Origin of the sequence: Bradyrhizobium sp. DN3 (assembly GCF_041357655.1) — a bacterium.
Lineage (GTDB): Bacteria > Pseudomonadota > Alphaproteobacteria > Rhizobiales > Xanthobacteraceae > Bradyrhizobium.
Genome location: NZ_JAULLN010000047.1, coordinates 16,106 through 33,918 on the forward strand (window position 1 = coordinate 16,106; position 17,813 = coordinate 33,918).

Annotated in this window: 15 protein-coding genes and 1 pseudogene; 9 read left to right on the forward strand and 7 right to left on the reverse strand. The window is 64.2% G+C overall.

Going from position 1 to position 17,813, the window contains the following annotated elements:
• Positions 1–117: 117 nt before the first annotated feature.
• On the reverse strand, positions 118–819 hold the full coding sequence (locus AAE027_RS37305) for a response regulator transcription factor (protein ID WP_008542552.1): 702 nt from the start codon (positions 817–819) through the stop codon (positions 118–120).
• A 243-nt stretch (positions 820–1,062) separates the two neighbouring features.
• Here AAE027_RS37305 and AAE027_RS37310 point away from each other — a divergent pair, with 243 nt between their 5' ends.
• The 3 genes from AAE027_RS37310 to AAE027_RS37320 all read left to right on the forward strand — a co-directional run bounded on the left by AAE027_RS37310 (position 1,063) and on the right by AAE027_RS37320 (position 6,376).
• The gene (locus AAE027_RS37310) at positions 1,063–1,812 is read left to right on the forward strand and encodes a HugZ family pyridoxamine 5'-phosphate oxidase (RefSeq protein WP_370990990.1); all 750 of its coding nucleotides are present in this window, start codon (positions 1,063–1,065) and stop codon (positions 1,810–1,812) included.
• Between the two features lie 64 nt (positions 1,813–1,876).
• On the forward strand, positions 1,877–4,474 hold the full coding sequence (locus tag AAE027_RS37315) for a CHAT domain-containing protein (protein ID WP_370990989.1): 2,598 nt from the start codon (positions 1,877–1,879) through the stop codon (positions 4,472–4,474).
• 285 nt (positions 4,475–4,759) lie between these two features.
• The gene (locus AAE027_RS37320) at positions 4,760–6,376 is read left to right on the forward strand and encodes a phosphoenolpyruvate carboxykinase (RefSeq protein ID WP_370990988.1); all 1,617 of its coding nucleotides are present in this window, start codon (positions 4,760–4,762) and stop codon (positions 6,374–6,376) included.
• Between the two features lie 167 nt (positions 6,377–6,543).
• On the opposite strand, the gene AAE027_RS37325 is transcribed toward AAE027_RS37320, so the two are convergent.
• The gene (locus tag AAE027_RS37325) at positions 6,544–7,359 is read right to left on the reverse strand and encodes an acyl-CoA thioesterase (protein ID WP_370991132.1); all 816 of its coding nucleotides are present in this window, start codon (positions 7,357–7,359) and stop codon (positions 6,544–6,546) included.
• Positions 7,360–7,585: 226 nt separating this feature from the next.
• Positions 7,586–10,102 carry a glycogen/starch/alpha-glucan phosphorylase gene (locus AAE027_RS37330; protein WP_370991133.1) on the reverse strand — a complete coding sequence of 839 codons (2,517 nt, stop codon included), beginning with the start codon at positions 10,100–10,102 and terminating at the stop codon, positions 7,586–7,588.
• 215 nt (positions 10,103–10,317) lie between these two features.
• On the opposite strand from AAE027_RS37330, the gene AAE027_RS37335 reads away from it, so the two are divergent.
• Complete coding sequence (locus tag AAE027_RS37335) at positions 10,318–10,551, forward strand: hypothetical protein (RefSeq protein WP_245473367.1); 234 nt, start codon at positions 10,318–10,320, stop codon at positions 10,549–10,551.
• Positions 10,552–10,642: 91 nt separating this feature from the next.
• Here AAE027_RS37335 and AAE027_RS37340 read toward each other — a convergent pair.
• Positions 10,643–10,935: pseudogene (locus tag AAE027_RS37340) on the reverse strand (GIY-YIG nuclease family protein).
• Between the two features lie 182 nt (positions 10,936–11,117).
• Between AAE027_RS37340 and AAE027_RS37345 the strand changes: the two are divergent.
• Positions 11,118–11,549 (forward strand): hypothetical protein, encoded by a 432-nt coding sequence (locus AAE027_RS37345; RefSeq protein ID WP_370991134.1) that lies wholly within the window; start codon positions 11,118–11,120, stop codon positions 11,547–11,549.
• A gap of 127 nt (positions 11,550–11,676) precedes the next feature.
• On the opposite strand, the gene AAE027_RS37350 is transcribed toward AAE027_RS37345, so the two are convergent.
• Positions 11,677–12,450, reverse strand: a complete 774-nt coding sequence (locus AAE027_RS37350; RefSeq protein ID WP_370991139.1) for a DUF2865 domain-containing protein — start codon at positions 12,448–12,450, stop codon at positions 11,677–11,679.
• A gap of 246 nt (positions 12,451–12,696) precedes the next feature.
• A complete protein-coding gene (gene pyrE, locus AAE027_RS37355) occupies positions 12,697–13,260 on the reverse strand; it encodes an orotate phosphoribosyltransferase (protein WP_091885388.1) in 564 nt (187 codons plus the stop codon).
• A 176-nt stretch (positions 13,261–13,436) separates the two neighbouring features.
• Between pyrE and AAE027_RS37360 the strand changes: the two genes are divergently transcribed.
• Positions 13,437–14,063, forward strand: a complete 627-nt coding sequence (locus AAE027_RS37360) for a glutathione S-transferase family protein (protein ID WP_128936926.1) — start codon at positions 13,437–13,439, stop codon at positions 14,061–14,063.
• A 258-nt stretch (positions 14,064–14,321) separates the two neighbouring features.
• Here the strand turns inward: AAE027_RS37360 and AAE027_RS37365 are convergent, their stop codons facing one another.
• Positions 14,322–14,828: a MarR family winged helix-turn-helix transcriptional regulator gene (locus AAE027_RS37365; RefSeq protein ID WP_370991135.1), complete on the reverse strand. Its 507-nt coding sequence runs from the start codon at positions 14,826–14,828 to the stop codon at positions 14,322–14,324.
• A gap of 83 nt (positions 14,829–14,911) precedes the next feature.
• Here AAE027_RS37365 and AAE027_RS37370 point away from each other — a divergent pair, with 83 nt between their 5' ends.
• Genes AAE027_RS37370 through AAE027_RS37380 form a run of 3 tightly spaced genes read left to right on the forward strand, consistent with a single transcriptional unit; the run spans position 14,912 to position 17,738 of the window.
• On the forward strand, positions 14,912–16,132 hold the full coding sequence (locus AAE027_RS37370) for a cytochrome P450 (RefSeq protein ID WP_370991136.1): 1,221 nt from the start codon (positions 14,912–14,914) through the stop codon (positions 16,130–16,132).
• An 11-nt stretch (positions 16,133–16,143) separates the two neighbouring features.
• Complete coding sequence (locus AAE027_RS37375; RefSeq protein ID WP_370991137.1) at positions 16,144–16,467, forward strand: 2Fe-2S iron-sulfur cluster-binding protein; 324 nt, start codon at positions 16,144–16,146, stop codon at positions 16,465–16,467.
• Positions 16,468–16,526: 59 nt separating this feature from the next.
• Positions 16,527–17,738: an ABC transporter substrate-binding protein gene (locus AAE027_RS37380; protein WP_370991138.1), complete on the forward strand. Its 1,212-nt coding sequence runs from the start codon at positions 16,527–16,529 to the stop codon at positions 17,736–17,738.
• Positions 17,739–17,813 lie beyond the last annotated feature (75 nt).

Below are 17,813 nucleotides of genomic sequence, written 5' to 3' on the forward strand. Positions count from 1 at the left end.
TGCTTACGCCCGCGTTAGGACAGCTCGTTGAGAAGGTCCCCGCATCCTAGAGCGATCCCGGTCCCGATGGAATCAGAACCGGCGATGCTCTCGTCTTTCGTGAAGCTGCCTGCCGCCTCAGGCTTCCTTGAAGCGGTAGCCGACGCCGTAGAGCGTCTCGATCATCTCGAACTCGTTGTCGACCACCTTGAACTTCTTGCGCAGCCGCTTGATGTGGCTGTCGATGGTGCGGTCGTCGACATAGACCTGGTCGTCATAGGCCGCATCCATCAGCGCGTTGCGGCTCTTCACCACGCCGGGCCGGGTCGCCAGCGCCTGGAGGATCAGGAATTCGGTGACGGTCAGCGTCACCGGCTCGTTCTTCCAGGTGCAGGTATGCCGTTCCGGATCCATGCGCAAAAGGCCGCGGTCGAGCGCCTTGGCATCGTTCTCCTTCGGCGCGACGGTCGGGTCCTTGGGCGCCGAGCGGCGCAGCACCGCCTTGACGCGCTCGACCAAAAGGCGCTGCGAGAACGGTTTGCGAATGAAGTCGTCGGCGCCCATCTTGAGGCCGAACAGCTCGTCAATCTCTTCGTCCTTGGAGGTCAGGAAGATCACCGGCAGGTCGGATTTCTGCCGGAGACGACGCAGTGTCTCCATGCCGTCCATGCGCGGCATCTTGATGTCGAGGATGGCGAGATCGGGCTGGGTGGTGCGAAAACCGTCAAGCGCGGAGGCGCCGTCGGTGTAGGTCATGATGCGGTAGCCTTCGGCTTCCAGCGCGATCGAGACGGATGTGAGAATGTTGCGGTCGTCGTCGACCAAAGCGATTGTGGGCATGAGCCTCTGCTTTCTGCTTTCCGTTTGGGTCGTGGCTTGAAACGGCGAGCAATCCAGTAATGCGCCGCATACAATGGGTGCCGAACTCGGCATACGAACCTTGTCACCGAGCAATGCAAGCTAGGCTGAAGTGTGACCAAGTTCCACGAAACGCGGCAGATCCGCCGCGTCTCGACCCATAACCTGGCCCCCGTTTACCCGAAAAAAGGCCTCCCTTGCAACCACCTGACCCCGAGAAAGCCGATGCAACCGACCCCGGATTTCGACCCCGCGAAACTCGCCAAATCGCTGCTGCGACGGTCGCGGCAGGGAGCGCTGGCAACCCTGATGGCCGGTAGCGGCGATCCCTATTGTTCCCTGGTCAATCTGGCGAGCCATCCCGATGGCTCGCCGATCCTGCTGATCTCGCGCCTCGCCGTGCATACCCGGAATATCCTCGCGGACAGCCGGATCTCTCTGATGCTGGACGAGCGCGCGGCCGGCGATCCCCTGGAAGGGGCCCGGATCATGCTGTCCGGCCGGACGGAACGGGCCGGCACCGACAAGGAGCTGCTCCAGCGACGGTATCTCAATGCCCATCCGGCGGCGGAGGGCTTTGTTTCGTTTAAGGATTTCTCCTTCTTCCGGATCCGGCCTACGGGAACCCATCTGGTCGCCGGTTTCGGCCGGATCGTCGACCTCAAGCCCGAGCAGTTCCTCACGGACCTCACGGGCGCCGAGGATTTGCTCGCGGCGGAACAGGGCGCCGTCGAGCATATGAATGCCGACCATCGCGACGCCATGAACCTCTATGCCACAAGGCTCCTCGGCGCCGCCGAGGGCGACTGGCGCTGCACCGGCTGCGATCCGGAAGGCCTCGACATGCAAATGGATCAGACCGCCCTGCGGCTGGACTTCCCGGAGCGGGTGACGGATGGCACGGCACTGCGCAAGATGCTGGTCCGCCTCGCTGGTGAGGCGCGCAAGAAGATGGACCAGGGCGCAACGCTTTGAACGTCGCCGCTCATCGCTGCGACCCAAGACCGTAATCGGTCCGACGGCGGCAGCGAGAGTGTTCATGGCAAGATGGAATCGACTGGCGCTGATCGCAGGCCTCGCGCTCGCGGCGAGCGCATCGCTGTCCACGGCTGGCCTTGCCCAGAAGGGCAATCTCGCGGCGCAGGGCGCCAAGATCAACGCGCTCATGAGTGCCGGCAAGTATTCGGAAGCGCTTCCGCTCGCGCAGGCGATGGTCGCGAGCCTCGAGAAGAGCGACAACGGCCGTGAACTCGCCGCTGCGCTCAACAATCTCGGTCAGGTCCGCGCCGGCCAGGGGAGCGACGATCTGGCCGAGCCGCTCTACAAGCGCGCGATCGCATTGATGGAAAAGTCGCTCGGCCTCGACACTCCATTGGTCGCGTCCGAACTGACAAATCTCGCCGCGCTGTATCAGCGGCAGGGCCGCTTCGCCGAGGCCGAGCCGCTGTTCAAGCGTGCGCTCGCCGTGCGCGAAAAGAGCTTGTCGCGTGAGCATCCCGACGTCGGTCAGGCCCTCAACAATCTGGCCACGCTCTATGTCAAGCAGGAGCATTTTGCCGACGCCGAGCCGCTGTTCCAGCGGGCGCTTGCGATCTACCAGAAAGCCGCCGGGCCCGAGCATCCCGCGGTTGCGACAGTCCTGAACAACATCGGTCAGGTCGATCGCGACCTCAATCGCGATGCTGATGCCGAAGCGCCGATCAAGCGTTCGCTCGCGATCCGCGAGAAGGTGTTGGGGCCGGAGCATCCCGACGTCGCCCGCTCGCTGAACAATCTCGCGGGTCTCTATCAGCACCAGCAGCGCTATGCCGAGGCCGAGCCGCTGTATCGCCGCGCGCTGGCGATCCGCGAGCGCGCATTCGGCGCCGATCACCCCGACGTCGCAATCTCGACCAGCAATTTCGCCTATTTCCTCGAGGTGTCCGGGCGGACTGCCGACGCCTTGCCGCTCGCGGAAAAGACGCTCGCCAACAATCGTGCGCAGTTGCGCGTCGTGTTGCCGATCCTGTTTTCCGCGCGGCAGCAGCATCTCCTGCCGGACGACAAGGGGCTGGACGAGGCGCTCGCGGCGATCCAGCGCGGCACGCAATCCTCTGCCGCCTCCGCCGTGAACAAGCTCGCGGTGCGGTTGGCCGCCGGCAGCGACCGGCTCGCCGAGCTCGTGCGCAAAGATCAGGATCTCGCGGCCGAGTCCGACGCGCTCGACAAGGCGATGATCGCTGCGGTGTCGAAGCCTTCCGCTCAACGCGACCGCGCGGCCGAACAGCGCAGCCGCGCGCGGATCGCGGCAATCGCGAGCGAGCGCAGCGGATTGCAGAAGACCCTCGCCGTCGAGTTTCCCGACTATTCTTCACTCTCCAACCCGCTGCCGCTGGCGGTGAAGGACATTCAGGCATTGCTGTCGGCGGACGAGGCGATGGTGCTTTATTCGATCGTCGACAAGCAAAGCTACGTCATCGCGATCACCCGCGACGGCGTCGACTGGAAGGAGATCCCGCTCGGCGCTGACGCGCTGGCGCAGAAAGTGTCCGCCTTCCGCCGGGGATTGGACGTCGGCAAGGCGCACGATGCCTCCGGCAAAGCCGGATTGTTTGACCTTGCGCTCGCGAGCGAGCTCTATGCCGCGCTGCTTGGTCCGGTGGAGGCGCTGACGAAAGACAAGCGCAACTTGCTGGTCGTGCCGTCGGCGGCGCTGACCGCGTTGCCGTTTCATCTGCTGGTCACGGAGAAGCCGCAAGCTGCGATCCCGGACAGGCTCGAAGGCTATCGCAGCGCCGCCTGGCTGTTGCGGCGCCAAGCCGTCTCGGTGCTGCCGTCGGTGATCAGCCTGAAATCGCTGCGCGCCTTTGCGCGCAGGGATCAAGGCATCAAGCCGATGACCGGCTTCGGCGATCCCGTGTTCAACCCTGCGCTGGAGGGACCGGCCGAGCGTCGTGCCGCACGCGGCAAGGTGGCGGCGCGCAGCATTGCGACCATCGCCTATACCGACTTCTGGCGCGGTGCCGGCGTCGATCGGGCGCGGCTGGCGCAGGCGCTGCCGCAACTGCCGGATACTGCGGACGAGTTGAACGCGGTGGCGAGGGATGTCGGCGCGACCGATGCCGACATCCATCTCGGTCGCGACGCCAGCGAAACGACGCTCAAGCGTGCAGCGCTTGCTCAATATGGCATCATCTACTTTGCCACCCACGGCCTCGTCGCGGGCGACATCAAGGGACTGGGTGAGCCCTCGCTTGCACTCTCCATTCCCGATCAGCCATCGGAGCTCGACGACGGCCTGCTCACTGCGAGCGAAGTCGCCCAGCTCAAGCTCAATGCGGATTGGGTTGTGCTGTCGGCCTGCAACACCATCGCGGGCGACAAGCCGGGCGCCGAAGCCCTGTCGGGATTGGCGCGCTCGTTCTTTTATGCCGGTGCCCGCGCGCTCCTGGTCTCGCATTGGGCGGTGGATTCAGAAGCTGCCACGCGCTTGACCACCTCGACGTTCGAGCTGCTCAAGAACGAACCGAAGATCGGTCGCGCCGAAGCCTTGCGCCGCGCGATGTTAGCCTATCTCGATGACGCCTCGTCACCGCGTAACGCCTACCCTGCGATGTGGGGACCGTTCGCACTCATCGGCGAAGGTGAGGTACGATAGGAAGCCACGTCGGGCATTGTGCGTCGCAATAACCGGAAGTAACGCGCAAATGCGCGTTTGGTTGCGCGATCATTCGAACTTTTTGAATGCGCCTGCTCAGAGCTGACATGCGCGACGTTTGGCGCGGTCTTTGAATAAACTAAATCCTACGGGATCAGCTTGGCAACGCCAGCGTTCATCAGTATTAGGTCGCCCAACCGAGGCTAAATGGCCTATATTCACGGTGACCGCGATGGCGCCAAAGTTTGGTCGCGCTAAGTGTCGCGGGTTCTAGGAGGATTTTTCGTGCAAGAGACGGGCGTGCGCAACGGTGCCTTCGGCGCCGACAAATTCGGCTTAAAGAATCTCAAGCAGGTTCACTGGAACCTCGGTGCGCCACAACTCTATCAATACTCGCTCTCAGCAGGCGAGGCGGTGCTGTCCGCCGACGGTGCGCTCTGCGCCGACACCGGCGAGTTCACCGGCCGCAGCCCGAAGGACAAGTTCACGGTGCGTGACGCCACCACCGACAAGAAGATGTGGTGGGCCGGCAACCAGTCGATCACCGCGGAGCAGTTCGAGGCGCTCCATCAGGATTTCCTCAAGCACGCCGAAGGCAAGACTCTGTTCGCGCAGGATCTCTATGGCGGCGCCGATCCGGCCTACCGGATCAAAACGCGCGTCTTCACCGAGCTCGCCTGGCACTCGCTGTTCATCCGCACGCTGCTGATCCGCCCCGAGGCCGTCGAGCTGTCGAGCTTCACGCCCGAGCTCACCATCATCGACATGCCGAGCTTCCGCGCCGATCCGAAGCGCCATGGCGTGCGCTCGGAGAACGTCGTCGCGATTGATTTCGCCCGCAAGATCGTCCTGATCGGCGGCTCCTACTACGCAGGCGAGATGAAGAAGTCGGTGTTCACCACGCTGAACTACTATCTGCCCGAGCGCGGCGTGATGCCGATGCACTGCTCCGCCAATGTCGGCGCCAACGACGACACCGCGATCTTCTTCGGGCTATCAGGCACCGGCAAGACCACGCTGTCGGCCGATCCCAACCGCACCCTGATCGGTGACGACGAGCACGGCTGGGGCCCGAACGGCGTGTTCAATTTCGAAGGCGGCTGCTATGCCAAGTGCATCAAGCTGTCGAAGGAAGCCGAGCCCGAGATCTTTGCTGCATCGACGCGCTTCGGCGCGGTGCTCGAGAATTGCGTGCTCGACAAGGACACCCGCGTCGTCGATTTCGACGACGGCTCCAAGACCGAGAACACGCGCTCGGCGTACCCGCTCGACTTCATTCCGAACGCCTCGCGCACCGGCCGTGCGCCGCAGCCGAAGAACGTGGTGATGCTTGCCGCCGACGCGTTCGGCGTGCTGCCGCCGATCGCAAAGCTCTCGCCGGCGCAGGCGATGTACCACTTCCTGTCCGGCTATACCGCCAAGGTCGCCGGCACCGAGCGCGGTCTCGGCAACGAGCCGCAGCCGGAATTCTCGACCTGCTTCGGCTCGCCCTTCCTGCCGCTCGACCCCAGCGTCTACGGCAATATGCTGCGTGAGCTCATCGCCCGGCACAATGTCGACTGCTGGCTGGTCAACACGGGCTGGACCGGCGGCAAGTATGGTGTCGGCTCCCGCATGCCGATCAAGGTGACGCGCGCGCTGCTCACCGCCGCGCTCGACGGCTCGCTTCGCAACGTCGAATTCCGCACCGACAAATATTTCGGCTTCGCGGTCCCGACCGCCCTGCCGGGCGTACCGAGCGAAATCCTCAACCCGGTCAACACCTGGAAGGACAAGGACGAGTTCGACAAGACCGCGCGCGCGCTGATCGGCATGTTCCAGAAGAACTTCGCCAAGTTCGAAGCCCAGGTCGACGCCGAAGTGCGCGCAGCCGCGCCGGACGTGAAGCTCGCGGCGGAGTAGGATCGCAGCGCTTGGAATGCAAAAGGGCGGCCGCGAGGCCGCCCTTTTTGTTTTGCGCGATATCTCTCCACCGTCATTGCGAGCGCAGCGAAGCAATCCAGAATCCTTCCGCGGAGGCAGTCTGGATTGCTTCGCTGCGCTCGCAATGACGAGCCTGCGGGAGCAGCTCACGCCTTGAAATAGGCGATCTGCGTCGTCGTCGCGAGCAGTCGTCCGTTCGGTGACCACAGCTCGCCGTTCTGGTCGCCATAGCTTTTGTGGAAGATCTTGGCGTCGGCCGTCGCCAGCACGCGCGTGATGTCTTCAGCCGCCAGCTCTTCGGCATCGGTGTGGAAATACGTCGTCAACGACACCGTGCCGAATGGCACCAGTTCGCGCCGCGCATGGAAGATGCGGCCGAAGAAGGCATCCGACATCGACATCAGCGACAGCATGTCGAGCTTGCGCGGCGTGCGGTCGCTGATCCAGATTTTCGAATAGGTGCTGGCGGGCTCGGCCTGCGGCGGGCCGATCCGCATCTCGCCCTCGACGAAGCGGAATTCATACTGGTTGGCCCAGGACGCCGCGATCTTCGGGAATGGCAGCGTCTGTTCGAACGGCTTGGCGTCCGGGCACTTCGCCACCCCGTGCTCCCAGGACGGCCGGCGCTCGGCGAACACGGCGGTGGCGAGCGTTGCGACCTCGCCGCCGCCTTGGCTGAGCTCGACGCTCCAATGCTGGCTGGAGCGGTTGGCCTTCACCAGCCGTACGTCGAGATCGAACGGCCCCTTGGCGATCGGTGCGCAGTAATTGACTGTGAGCGCGAGCGGATCGCCGGCGCGTTCGGGATGATCAATCAGCGCGCGCAAAATGGTCGCGGCGGTGGCGCCGCCGAACGGACCGACAAAGGCCCAGTAATCGTCGCTGGTGTGCCCCTGCCAGCCGGAGTCACCGGCGGTGATGCGGGTGGCGTCGTCGAAAGGATGCGGGAGCTTGGCGTGCATTATGTTCCTCGGTGTCTCCCCGACGGTCATTGCGAGCGCAGCGAAGCAGTCCAGACTGTCCCCGCGGAAGGAATCTGGATTGCTTCGCTGCGCTCGCAATGACGGTGTTTGAAGCTAGGGTGTCCGTATCACTGACGCCAGCTTGGGGATGACGACAATCATATCATCATCCGCCTTGCAAGGTGCAATAACCTCGCAGGTAAGGCCGATTTCACGCTGCGGAAAATCAGCCTGCGACGTCGCGCAGATCTGGCAGCAGCGGCGTGGTCGGATTGACCGGCACGTTCCAGATCTCCTCGGCGTATTCGCGGATGGTGCGGTCGGACGAGAACCACGCCATGCGCGCGACGTTGAGGATGGACGCGCGCGTCCAGGCCGGCGCCACCTGCCAGCGCGCATCGATCGCGCGCTGCGCCTCGTAATAGGAATCGAAATCGGCGCTGACCATGTAATGGTCGAGATAGCGCAGCGCATGCGCGATGGATTCGAAGCGGCCGGGATCGCCGTTTGAGAATTCGCCGGTCCCGATCGCATTGATGGCACGCTGGAGCTTCGGCGAATTACGGATGACGTCGGACGCATCCAGACCCTGCTTGCGCCGGATCATCACGTCGCCGGCCTCCAGGCCGAAGATCGCGATGTTCTCGGCGCCGACATGGTCGCGGATCTCGATATTGGCGCCGTCGAGCGTGCCGATGGTGATGGCGCCGTTCAGCGCCAGCTTCATGTTGCCGGTGCCGGAGGCTTCCATGCCGGCGGTCGAGATCTGCTCGGACAGGTCGGCTGCGGGAATGATCACTTCGGCCAGGCTGACATTGTAGTCGGGCAGGAAGGCGACCTTGAGCTTGCCGCCGATCGCAGGATCGTTGTTGACGGCCTCGGCGACGTCGTTGATCAGCTTGATGATCAGCTTGGCGTAGCGATAGCTCGCCGCCGCCTTGCCCGCGAAAATCTTCACCCGCGGCACCCAATTGCCGTTGGGATCGTCCTTGATCGCCTGGTACAGTGCGACCGTCTCGATGATGTTGAGGAGCTGGCGCTTGTACTCGTGGATGCGCTTGATCTGCACGTCGAACAGTGCGCCAGGATCGACCTTGATGCCGAGCCGCTCGCCGATCAGCCGCGCCAGCGCCGCCTTGTTGGCGTGCTTGACGGCTCGGAATTTCTTCTGGAATTCGACGTCGCTGGCGCGGGCTTCGATCAGGCTGAGCTGGGAGGGATCGTCGAGCACGGCATCGCCGCAGGTCTCGCGCAACAGATCGGTCAGCTTCGGGTTCGCCAGCATCAGCCAGCGGCGGAAGGTGATGCCGTTGGTCTTGTTGGTGATGCGGCCGGGATAGAGATGGTTGAGATCGTGGAACACGGTCTCGCGCATCAGGTCGGAATGCATCGCCGAGACGCCGTTGATGCGGTGCGAGCCAACGAAGGCGAGCTGGCCCATGCGCACGCGGCGGCCGCTCTTCTCGTCGATCAGCGAGACCGAAGCGCGGAAGTCGATGTCGCCGGGGCAGCGCGCCTCCGCCAGCGCCAGATGCTGCACGTTGATGCGGTAGATGATCTCCAGATGCCGCGGCAACAGCTGCTCGAACAGCTCGACCGGCCAGGTCTCGAGCGCTTCGGGCAGCAGCGTGTGATTGGTGTAGGAGAGCGTGGCGACCGTGATCTTCCAGGCCTCGTCCCAGCGGAAATTGTGGAGGTCGACGAGGATGCGCATCAGTTCGGTGACGGCGAGGCTCGGATGGGTATCGTTGAGCTGCACCGCGACCTTGCCGGCGAGGCTGCGGAGCTGGCCGTCGGAGGCGAGATGCCGTTTCACCAGATCCTGGAGCGAGGCGGAGACGAAGAAATATTCCTGGCGCAGCCGCAGCTCGCGGCCCGCCGGGCTCTCGTCGTTCGGATAGAGGAATTTGCAGATCGCTTCCGCGCGCGCCTGCTCGGCACTGGCGCTGACATAGTCGCCCTTGTTGAAGGCATCGAGCCTGAGCGGATCGGGCGAGCGCGCCGACCACAGGCGGAGCGCATTGACGTGCTGCCCGCGCCAGCCGACGATCGGCGTGTCATAGGCGATCGCCTGCACGGTCTCGCCCGGGTGCCAGATGGCGCGGTCACGGCCCTTGTCGTCGACATGCTCGACGCCGCCGCCGAAATTGACGTCGTAGATCACCTCCGGCCGCTGCAATTCCCAGGGGTTGCCGAAGCTCAGCCATTCGTCCGGATATTCCTGCTGCCAGCCCTGATTGATGATCTGGCGGAACAGGCCGTAATCGTAGCGGATGCCATAGCCGATCGCGGGGATCGACAGCGTCGCCATGCTCTCCATGAAGCAGGCGGCGAGCCGCCCCAAGCCGCCATTGCCGAGCGCCGCGTCCGGCTCGCATTTGCGCAGCTCGGGCAGCGACACGCCGAGATCGCCGAGCGCGAGCTCGAAGATCTTCAGGAGCCCCATGTTGTTGAGCGCGTCGGTGAAGAGGCGGCCGATCAGGAATTCGAGCGAGAGATAATAGACGCGCTTGCGCCCGGCGTCGTAGCTGCGCTTCTCCGCCGTGAGCCAGCGATGCACGATGCGGTCGCGCAGCGCGAGCGCGGCGGCCTGGTACCAGTCGTGCCTGGTCGCCATGCCCGCGTCCTTGCCGATGGCAAGGCGCAGCTTCGCCAGGATCGCACCCTTGATCTCAGCCAGCGCGAGCTCGTCGATGGGCTGGCCGGGGGCGGGAAAATTTGGCTGGAACGATTGATCTTGCAAGGCCGTCACTTCCTGGTCGAACGAACACCACTCACCCTACGCGTCATGCCCCTGCACCGGAACCATCGCTGGCGCGGTCGTGCACTGCGTTGATGCAAATTTATGCAAGGAACGGGCCGATTTTGGAACCCGGACCAGCACGGAGAAACATGGATTTGCTGCTACAATGGCGGCCAATTCAGCCATCACTGTGGAGGAGACCCATGAGACCTCTGATGAGACTGCTGATCGAAATCGCCACTGCGACCCTGCTCATTGTCTGCATCAGCGTCTCCACCGCCGCCTCCGCCGCCGGAAAAATCGGCCGCAGCGCCGACGGCCTCAGCTGCGCCGTCTCGCTCCCGCAAAACGCAACGCCAGCAGCCCGCTGCGCCGCCATCAAGCGCCAATGCGGCGGCAAGTTTTATGCGAGCGCGTGCGGAGACAGGCTGATGTCGGCGGTGAATTGAGGGGATCGTGCGGCGGAAACAGCGCTCGTTTGGCCGAAGGCTTTCACTGGGTTGTCGTCCCGGCGAAGGCCGGGACCCATAACCACCGTTGTCAAATGAGATGCGATAGGTCGCGCCAATCCGGATTTTCCTGCTCGATCAAGCGAATCTTCCAGTCGCGGCGCCATTCCTTTAGCGCCTTCTCACGTGGAATGCTTCGGATGGCGAAGTGTAGGTTTCGACGTAGACGAGCCGCGTCACGCCATATTTCGTGACGAACTTCGAACCGCGTCCAGAACGATGCAATGTCAGCCGATTGCTGAGATCGTTGCAAACGCCGATGTACAACGTGCCGTAGCGGCGGCTGGCCAGAATGTAGACGTAGTACGCGGCTGGCGTATTCATTGGCGGCACCCATGTCCGAAAACGTCTGACAGCGGTGTTTATGGGTCCCGGCCTTCGCCGGGACGACATTGTGGAAGCAACAGAACAAATTAAGAACACTTTAGCAAGTCTTTGATATATCGTTGTGATTCGGCATCTCGCCGACACAATATCTAGCGTCCTTCAGACTTCGCGAGGACTACATGTCCACCATTGCGTTCGATCAATTTGCCCTCACCCGGATCGCCGATTTCGCGCGGTCGCTGTCGCGACTGCATTGGGCGGCGCGGCGCCAGAGGATCGATGACGACCAGTTCGACCGCGAGTTCAACGCGGTGTGCCAGTCGATCTGGGGCTACACCATCGATGACATCAGCGACGAGCTGTTTTCGACCGACGACCATCTGTTCCTCGACACGCTGGACGAAGCGCATGCGCGCATCTTCGCGGCCGAGCAGGGTTATGACCTCGTCGATGACCAGGGCATGCTGACCGATTGGTGGGGCTTTTGCTGGATGATCCTGGCCGAGAAGCGCGGCCTCCTGACGCCAGACAATCGCGCCGCTGCGCGCGCGGCGATCGAGGAGAAATATCTGGCGGCGCCGAACGTGATCGGGGTGATCATTGGGAGGTAGGCGCCGTGCCCCGGGCGGCGCAGCGCAGCACGTCAGTGATGCGCTGCTGAACCGGGGCCCAGAAATTGCTGGGTCCCGGCTCAGCGTCGCATCGCTTTCGCGCTGCGCCGCCGTCCGGGACACGAGATCAATCCAATCCCGCCCGCTTCGCCGGCTTCTGCGTCTTCGGCACTGTCACGTCGGGCAGCGCCTCGCGCACGATCTCCGCGGCCGGCGCATCCGCCGCCACGGTCTCGGCGCGCACCGGGGCTACCTTCATCTCGCCAAGACGCGCGCGGACCTGCGCGGTGAGGCCGGGATAGGAGGCAACCGGAGTGAAGTCCGCAGCCTGGTCGTTGCCGACACGGATGCCGGTATAAGCGACGAGGCCGTCGGCGGTCGCAATCACGTCGCCGGCCTTCAGCGATGAATCCAGCGCGAGGTCGACCGGGGCGAGGCCAACCGGCTCGCGCCCGTTGCAGGTGCAGTCGGCGCGCAGCGCCTTGCGATAGGCGAACGCGTTCTCACTGTCGGCGTAGCGCTCGCCGGTCTGCGACGCGGCGCCCTCGATCGAGGAGCCGAAATAGACTTTCGTCGCGCTGGCAGGGCAGAACGCCTGACACATCTGCGCCGGCGAGACGAGCCCGCGCATCAGCGGAAAATATTTGCCGTCGCAGCTGCGCACGCAGAAGGCCGGACCGGAGCCGCCGGCCGCCGCCGAACGGGTCGGCGGCGCATATTGCGGGGTTGCGGCATTCTGCTGGCCGGTGAAGGGATCGGTGTAGGAGCTCGCCTGCTGCGGCACCTCGCGCTGCGGGCGCTGCTGCTGCAGGCCACCGAAGAAGAAGTCGAACAGGCCTTCGGCCGAAACCGGAGCCGGGGCGACGAGCAGCGGTGCCGCAAGGATCGCGGCCACAAGCATCGCGCGACGCTGCCGGCGCGCATGGGACGAGATTGTACGCAACGCTCACTCCACGGACGCTACTGAACCCGGCCGAGACCAGCGAGGTCTTGGCACATGGTTCACCATAAAGCGGGATGGTAAATGAGCAGTTGAGCGGAGGCGGTTTCAAGTCGAGGCCGTGACCTCTTTGAGGCCGGGCACAGCTTCCGACGGATCGTTGCTTCCGGGCCACGCCCGCATGACGGCGAGGGCTGTTTCGCGGCCTCAAGCCTTCAAGAATTCCGACGCCTTGTAGAGCGAGCGGAACGGCAGGCCGGCCGCGCCGAAAGTGTCCGTGGCGCCTTCCTCGCGGTCGACCATGGTCAGCACCAGTACCACATTGGCGCCGGTCTCGCGCACGGATTCCACCGCCTTCATCGCCGAGCCGCCTGTGGTGGTGACGTCCTCGACGATCACGACGCGCTTGCCCGCCAAGGTCTCGCCCTTGGGCAAGCCCTCGATCGCGAGCTTGGCGCCGTGCTCCTTCGGTTTCTTGCGCACGAAGAACGCCGCGATCGGATGGCCCTTGATCCAGGAGATCTGCGCCAGCGCGCCGGCGAGCGGCACCGCGCCCATCTCGAGCCCGCCGATGAAATCGAGCTTGTCGTCTTTCAGCGCCTCGTAAGTGAGCTCGGCGAGTAGCGTCGCGCCCTCGGGGTCGAGCATGGTCGGCTTGAGGTTGAAGTAGAAATCGCTCTTGCGGCCTGACGCGAGCGTCACCTCGCCGCGGCCAAAGGAGCGCCGGCGGATGATTTCGAACAGGCGGGCGCGGGAGGCTGATTTCGACACGACGGTCCCTCGAACAGCGTTTTTGAAGGAGGCGGAATTTATCCGCGACCGCCGCGACATTCCAGAGGGGGCGTCTCCCGTCAACAGGGATCGGCCATCTCCGCCCACCGGTTGTGGGGGTGCAACCTTCTGGAGTAGGTGAGGGCCGAACCTGTCAGGGGGAAGGGAAGCAAGGCATGACCATCGAACTGCACACCTGGAACACGCCGAACGGCCGCAAGATCTCGGTCGCGCTGGAGGAGATGGGGCTGCCCTACAAGGTGATCCCGGTGAACATCACCAAGGGCGAGCAGATGGCCCCGGAGTTCCTCAAGCTTTCCCCCAATAACAAGATCCCCGCGATCGTCGACCCCGAGGGTCCTGACGGCAAGCCCGTCAGCATCTTCGAATCCGGCGCGATCCTGCTCTATCTCGGCGAAAAGACCGGAAAATTCCTGCCGAAATCGCTTGCCGCGCGCATCCCCGTCTATGAATGGCTGATGTGGCAGATGGGCGGCTTCGGCCCGATGCCCGGCCAGGTGCATCATTTCATCGCGCTCGAGAACGAGCAGGACCGCGCTTATGGCCTGAAGCGCTTCATGGCGGAGACGCGCCGGCTCTATGGCGTGCTCGACCGCCGGCTGGAGGGCCGCGACTTCGTCGCCGGCGAGCTCTCGGTTGCCGATTTCGCCATCCTGGGCTGGGCCTGGCGCCATCCGCGCCACAAGGTCGATCTCGCCGACTTCCCCAACGTCAAGCGCTGGTACGACGCGCTGATGGCGCGGCCCGCGGTGAAGCGGGGGATGGAGGCGAAGCTGGATTGAGGTTGCTCTTTAGCCTCTCCCATAAGGGGAAACAGGAGATACCTCGCCCAATAGGCCAGCCGTCCTACCGCATTATCCTGCCGATTCTTTTGTTGCCTAAGCAACTAATTTGTGCGAACCGTTTCCCGGACAAGGACGACGGCGGAGGAACCGCCGCGTCCGATCTCGGAGGAAACAATGCGCGGCCGGACTGGCGCCGTCGGCAAATGCTGGCGCACGTCTAGACATGAGGGGAGCGGACAGCCGGCGCGCGGCCTGTCAGGGCTCGGTGCCGCCGGTCACCGCGCCGAGATTTTCGTGCAGCCTGCGGAGCAGGTCGATCAGCACCTCGCGCTCGTCCTTGCTGAGGCAGGACAACAGGCGCTGCTCGCGTTCGAGCGCGGCGACGATGACCTTGTCGTGGGTGGCGCGACCCTTCGCCGTGAGCGAGATCGAATGGGTGCGGCCATCGTTCGGGTCGGTGCGGATCGATACCAGCCCGCGCTTTTCGAGCCCTGCGAGCGTCCGGCTCACCGGCCCCTTGTCGAAGCCGATGACGTGGCAGATGCGCGAGGCCGGGATGCCGGGCTCGATCGCCAGCAGCGACATGATCCGCCATTCCGTGACGTTGACGCCGAACTGCCGCTGATAGAACGCGGTCGCGCTGTTCGAGAGCTTGTTGGCGATGAAGGTGACGAACGCCGGGACGTAACGATCGAGATCGAGCGTCGGTCCCGCATCGTTGGGCACAGGCTTTTGGCGGACTCTGGTCGAAGACGGCGGCATATCGGGGTTCTGACTCGCGGCGGGCCGAGAGACCTAAGGGCATGCGCCGTCCTTTCACAAGATCAAAATGAGGGAGGTCTTCCATGACCGCATCCGGCTTCCCGGTATCACCGGGATCTGCGGCGGTGCCGCATCTCGACGTCGATCCCTTCGCTATGGATTTTTTCGCCGATCCCTATCCCACGCATGAATTGCTGCGGGAGGCAGGCCCGGTCGTCTATCTCGACAAATGGAGCGTGTACGGCGTGGCGCGCTATGCCGAGGTCCATGCCGTGCTGAACGATCCCGCGACCTTCTGCTCCAGCCGTGGCGTCGGTCTCAGTGATTTCAAGAAGGAGACGCCGTGGCGGCCGCCGAGCCTGATCCTGGAGGCCGATCCGCCCGCGCACACCCGCACACGGGCCGTGCTGTCAAAGGTGCTGTCGCCGACCGTGATGAAGCAGGTCCGTGACCGCTTTGCCGCAGCGGCCGAGGCGCGGGTCGATGCGCTGCTGGAGAAGCGCAGCTTCGATGCGATCGCGGATCTTGCCGAGGCCTATCCGCTCTCGATCTTTCCGGATGCGCTCGGGCTGAAGCCGGAAGGACGCGAGCATCTGATTCCCTATGCGAGCGTGGTGTTCAATGCCTTCGGCCCGCCCAACCAGTTGCGCCAGGAGGCGATCGAACGCTCGGCGCCGCACCAGGCCTATGTCGCCGAGCAGTGCCAGCGCGAGAATCTGACACCCGGCGGATTCGGCGCCTGCATCCATGCCCGCGTCGACGACGGCGAGATCACCGCGACCGAAGCGCCACTCTTGGTGCGCTCGCTGCTGTCGGCCGGCCTCGACACCACCGTGAACGGCATCGGCGCCGCGGTCTATTGCCTCGCGCGCTTCCCGGATCAATGGCAGCGCCTGCGCGAGGATCTCTCGCTCGCGCGCGGCGCTTTCGAGGAGGCTGTGCGCTTCGAAAGCCCGGTGCAGACCTTCTTCCGCACCACGACGCGGGAGGTCGAGCTCTCCGGCGCGAAGATCGGCGAGGGTGAGAAAGTGCTGATGTTCCTCGCCGCCGCCAACCGCGATCCGCGGCGTTGGGACAAGCCCGACAGCTACGACATCACCCGCCGCACCTCCGGCCATGTCGGCTTCGGCTCCGGCATCCACATGTGCGTCGGCCAGCTCGTCGCCCGCCTCGAAGGCGAGGTGATGCTGACGGCGCTGGCCCGACGCATCGCGAAGATCGAGATCACGAGCGAACCAAAACGGCGCTTCAACAACACGCTGCGCGGGCTCGACAGCCTGCCTGTCACCATCACCCCGGCCTGACGAGGAGTTTTATGCCCGCCATCACCTTCATTCATCCGGACGGCAAGTCTGACCGCGTCGAGACCGGCGATGGCGAGAGCGCCATGCAGGCCGCGACCCGCCACGGCCTCGACGGCATTCTGGCCGAATGCGGCGGCAACGCCATGTGTGCGACCTGTCACGTCTATGTCGACGAGAGCTGGCTCGCGCGCCTGCCAGCCATCGCCGACGACGAGGATGCGCTGCTCGACGGTACCGCGAGCCAGAGGCTGCCGAACAGCCGGCTGTCCTGCCAGATCCACATCACGCCCGCGCTCGACGGGCTCGTCGTGAAGCTGCCGGAGCGGCAGGTCTGAAACTTGAATCGCGCCGGCAACGATCGGCGTGGCACCACATCCAACAGGGGAGGGAAACGATGAAGCATCTGAAGTGGGCACTCGCACTGGCTGCGAGCCTGATGGGCGGCGCGGCAAGCGCCGAGATATCCGACAATGTCGTGCGCGTCGGCGTGCTCAACGACATCTCCGGCATCTTCCAGGACACCAACGGCATGGGCTCGGTCGAGGCCGCGCGCATGGCGGCGGAAGACTTCAACGGCGGCGGCAAAGCCATCAAGGTCGAGATCGTCTATGCCGATCACCAGAACAAGGCCGATGTCGGCAGCGCCATCGCGCGCAAATGGCTCGATGTCGAAGGCGTCGACGCCATTGTCGACGTGCCGAACTCGGCTGTCGGGCTCTCCATCAACACGCTCTTGCGCGACAGCCGCATAACGTTCCTGGCGTCCTCGACCGCAAGCTCCGATCTCACCGGCAAGGCCTGCTCGCCCAACACTATCCAGTGGGTCAACGACACCTGGGCGACCGGTAACACCACGGCAGCGGCGATGGTGTCGCGCGGCGGCAAGGAGTGGTATTTCCTCACGGTCGATTTCGCGCTGGGCAAGGGCATCGAGTCGGAAGCGCAGAAATACATCGATGCGCATGGCGGCAAGGTGATCGGCTCATCCAAGCATCCGCTCGGCACCTCCGATTTTGCGTCCTTCCTGTTGCAGGCGCAAAGCTCGAAAGCGCAGGTGATCGGCCTTGCTAATGCCGGTGGCGACACCATCAACGCTGTGAAGCAGGCCGCCGAGTTCGGCATCCAGCAGAGCGGCCAGAAGCTGGTCGCCTTCCTGCTCTTCATCAACGACGTTCACGGCATGGGCATCAAGGTCGCGCAAGGGCTCCAGCTCATGGAAGCTTTTTACTGGGACATGAACGATGACACCCGCGCGTTTGCAAAACGCTTCGCGGCGCGTCCGGGCATGAACGGCAAGATGCCGAGCGGCAACCAGGCCGGCGTCTACGCCTCCACGCTCGCTTATCTCAACGCCGTCGCCGCCACCGGCAGCGACAATGCGAAGAACGTCGTGCCCGAGATGAAGAAGTTCAGGGGCAAGGACAAGCTGTTCGGTGACACCATCATCCGCCAGGACGGCCGCGTGGTGCATCCGATGTACCTGTTCGAGGTGAAGAAGCCGGAGGAGTCGAAATATCCCTACGACTATTACAAGCTGGTCTCGACCATCCCAGCGGACCAGGCGTTCCGCCCGCTGGCCGAGGGCGGCTGCGAGCTGGTGAAGTAGGGGAGCGAGCGCGGTCTCCGTCACCCTCCCCTGGAGGGGGAGGGTCGATCGCGCGCAGCGCGAGCGGGGTGGGGT

Excerpts from the sequence above, each read along its gene's own strand:
- AAE027_RS37380 (WP_370991138.1), top strand. The coding sequence starts at position 16,527 with ATGAAGCATCTGAAGTGGGCACTCGCACTGGCTGCGAGCCTGATGGGC.
- AAE027_RS37350 (WP_370991139.1), bottom strand. The coding sequence starts at position 12,450 with ATGCTTGTGGCCGCGATCCTTGCGGCACCGCTGCTCGTCGCCCCGGCT.
- AAE027_RS37315 (WP_370990989.1), top strand. The coding sequence starts at position 1,877 with ATGGCAAGATGGAATCGACTGGCGCTGATCGCAGGCCTCGCGCTCGCG.
- AAE027_RS37325 (WP_370991132.1), bottom strand. The coding sequence starts at position 7,359 with ATGCACGCCAAGCTCCCGCATCCTTTCGACGACGCCACCCGCATCACC.
- AAE027_RS37335 (WP_245473367.1), top strand. The coding sequence starts at position 10,318 with ATGAGACTGCTGATCGAAATCGCCACTGCGACCCTGCTCATTGTCTGC.
- AAE027_RS37360 (WP_128936926.1), top strand. The coding sequence starts at position 13,437 with ATGACCATCGAACTGCACACCTGGAACACGCCGAACGGCCGCAAGATC.
- AAE027_RS37310 (WP_370990990.1), top strand. The coding sequence starts at position 1,063 with ATGCAACCGACCCCGGATTTCGACCCCGCGAAACTCGCCAAATCGCTG.
- AAE027_RS37365 (WP_370991135.1), bottom strand. The coding sequence starts at position 14,828 with ATGCCGCCGTCTTCGACCAGAGTCCGCCAAAAGCCTGTGCCCAACGAT.
- AAE027_RS37305 (WP_008542552.1), bottom strand. The coding sequence starts at position 819 with ATGCCCACAATCGCTTTGGTCGACGACGACCGCAACATTCTCACATCC.
- AAE027_RS37370 (WP_370991136.1), top strand. The coding sequence starts at position 14,912 with ATGACCGCATCCGGCTTCCCGGTATCACCGGGATCTGCGGCGGTGCCG.
- AAE027_RS37345 (WP_370991134.1), top strand. The coding sequence starts at position 11,118 with ATGTCCACCATTGCGTTCGATCAATTTGCCCTCACCCGGATCGCCGAT.
- AAE027_RS37375 (WP_370991137.1), top strand. The coding sequence starts at position 16,144 with ATGCCCGCCATCACCTTCATTCATCCGGACGGCAAGTCTGACCGCGTC.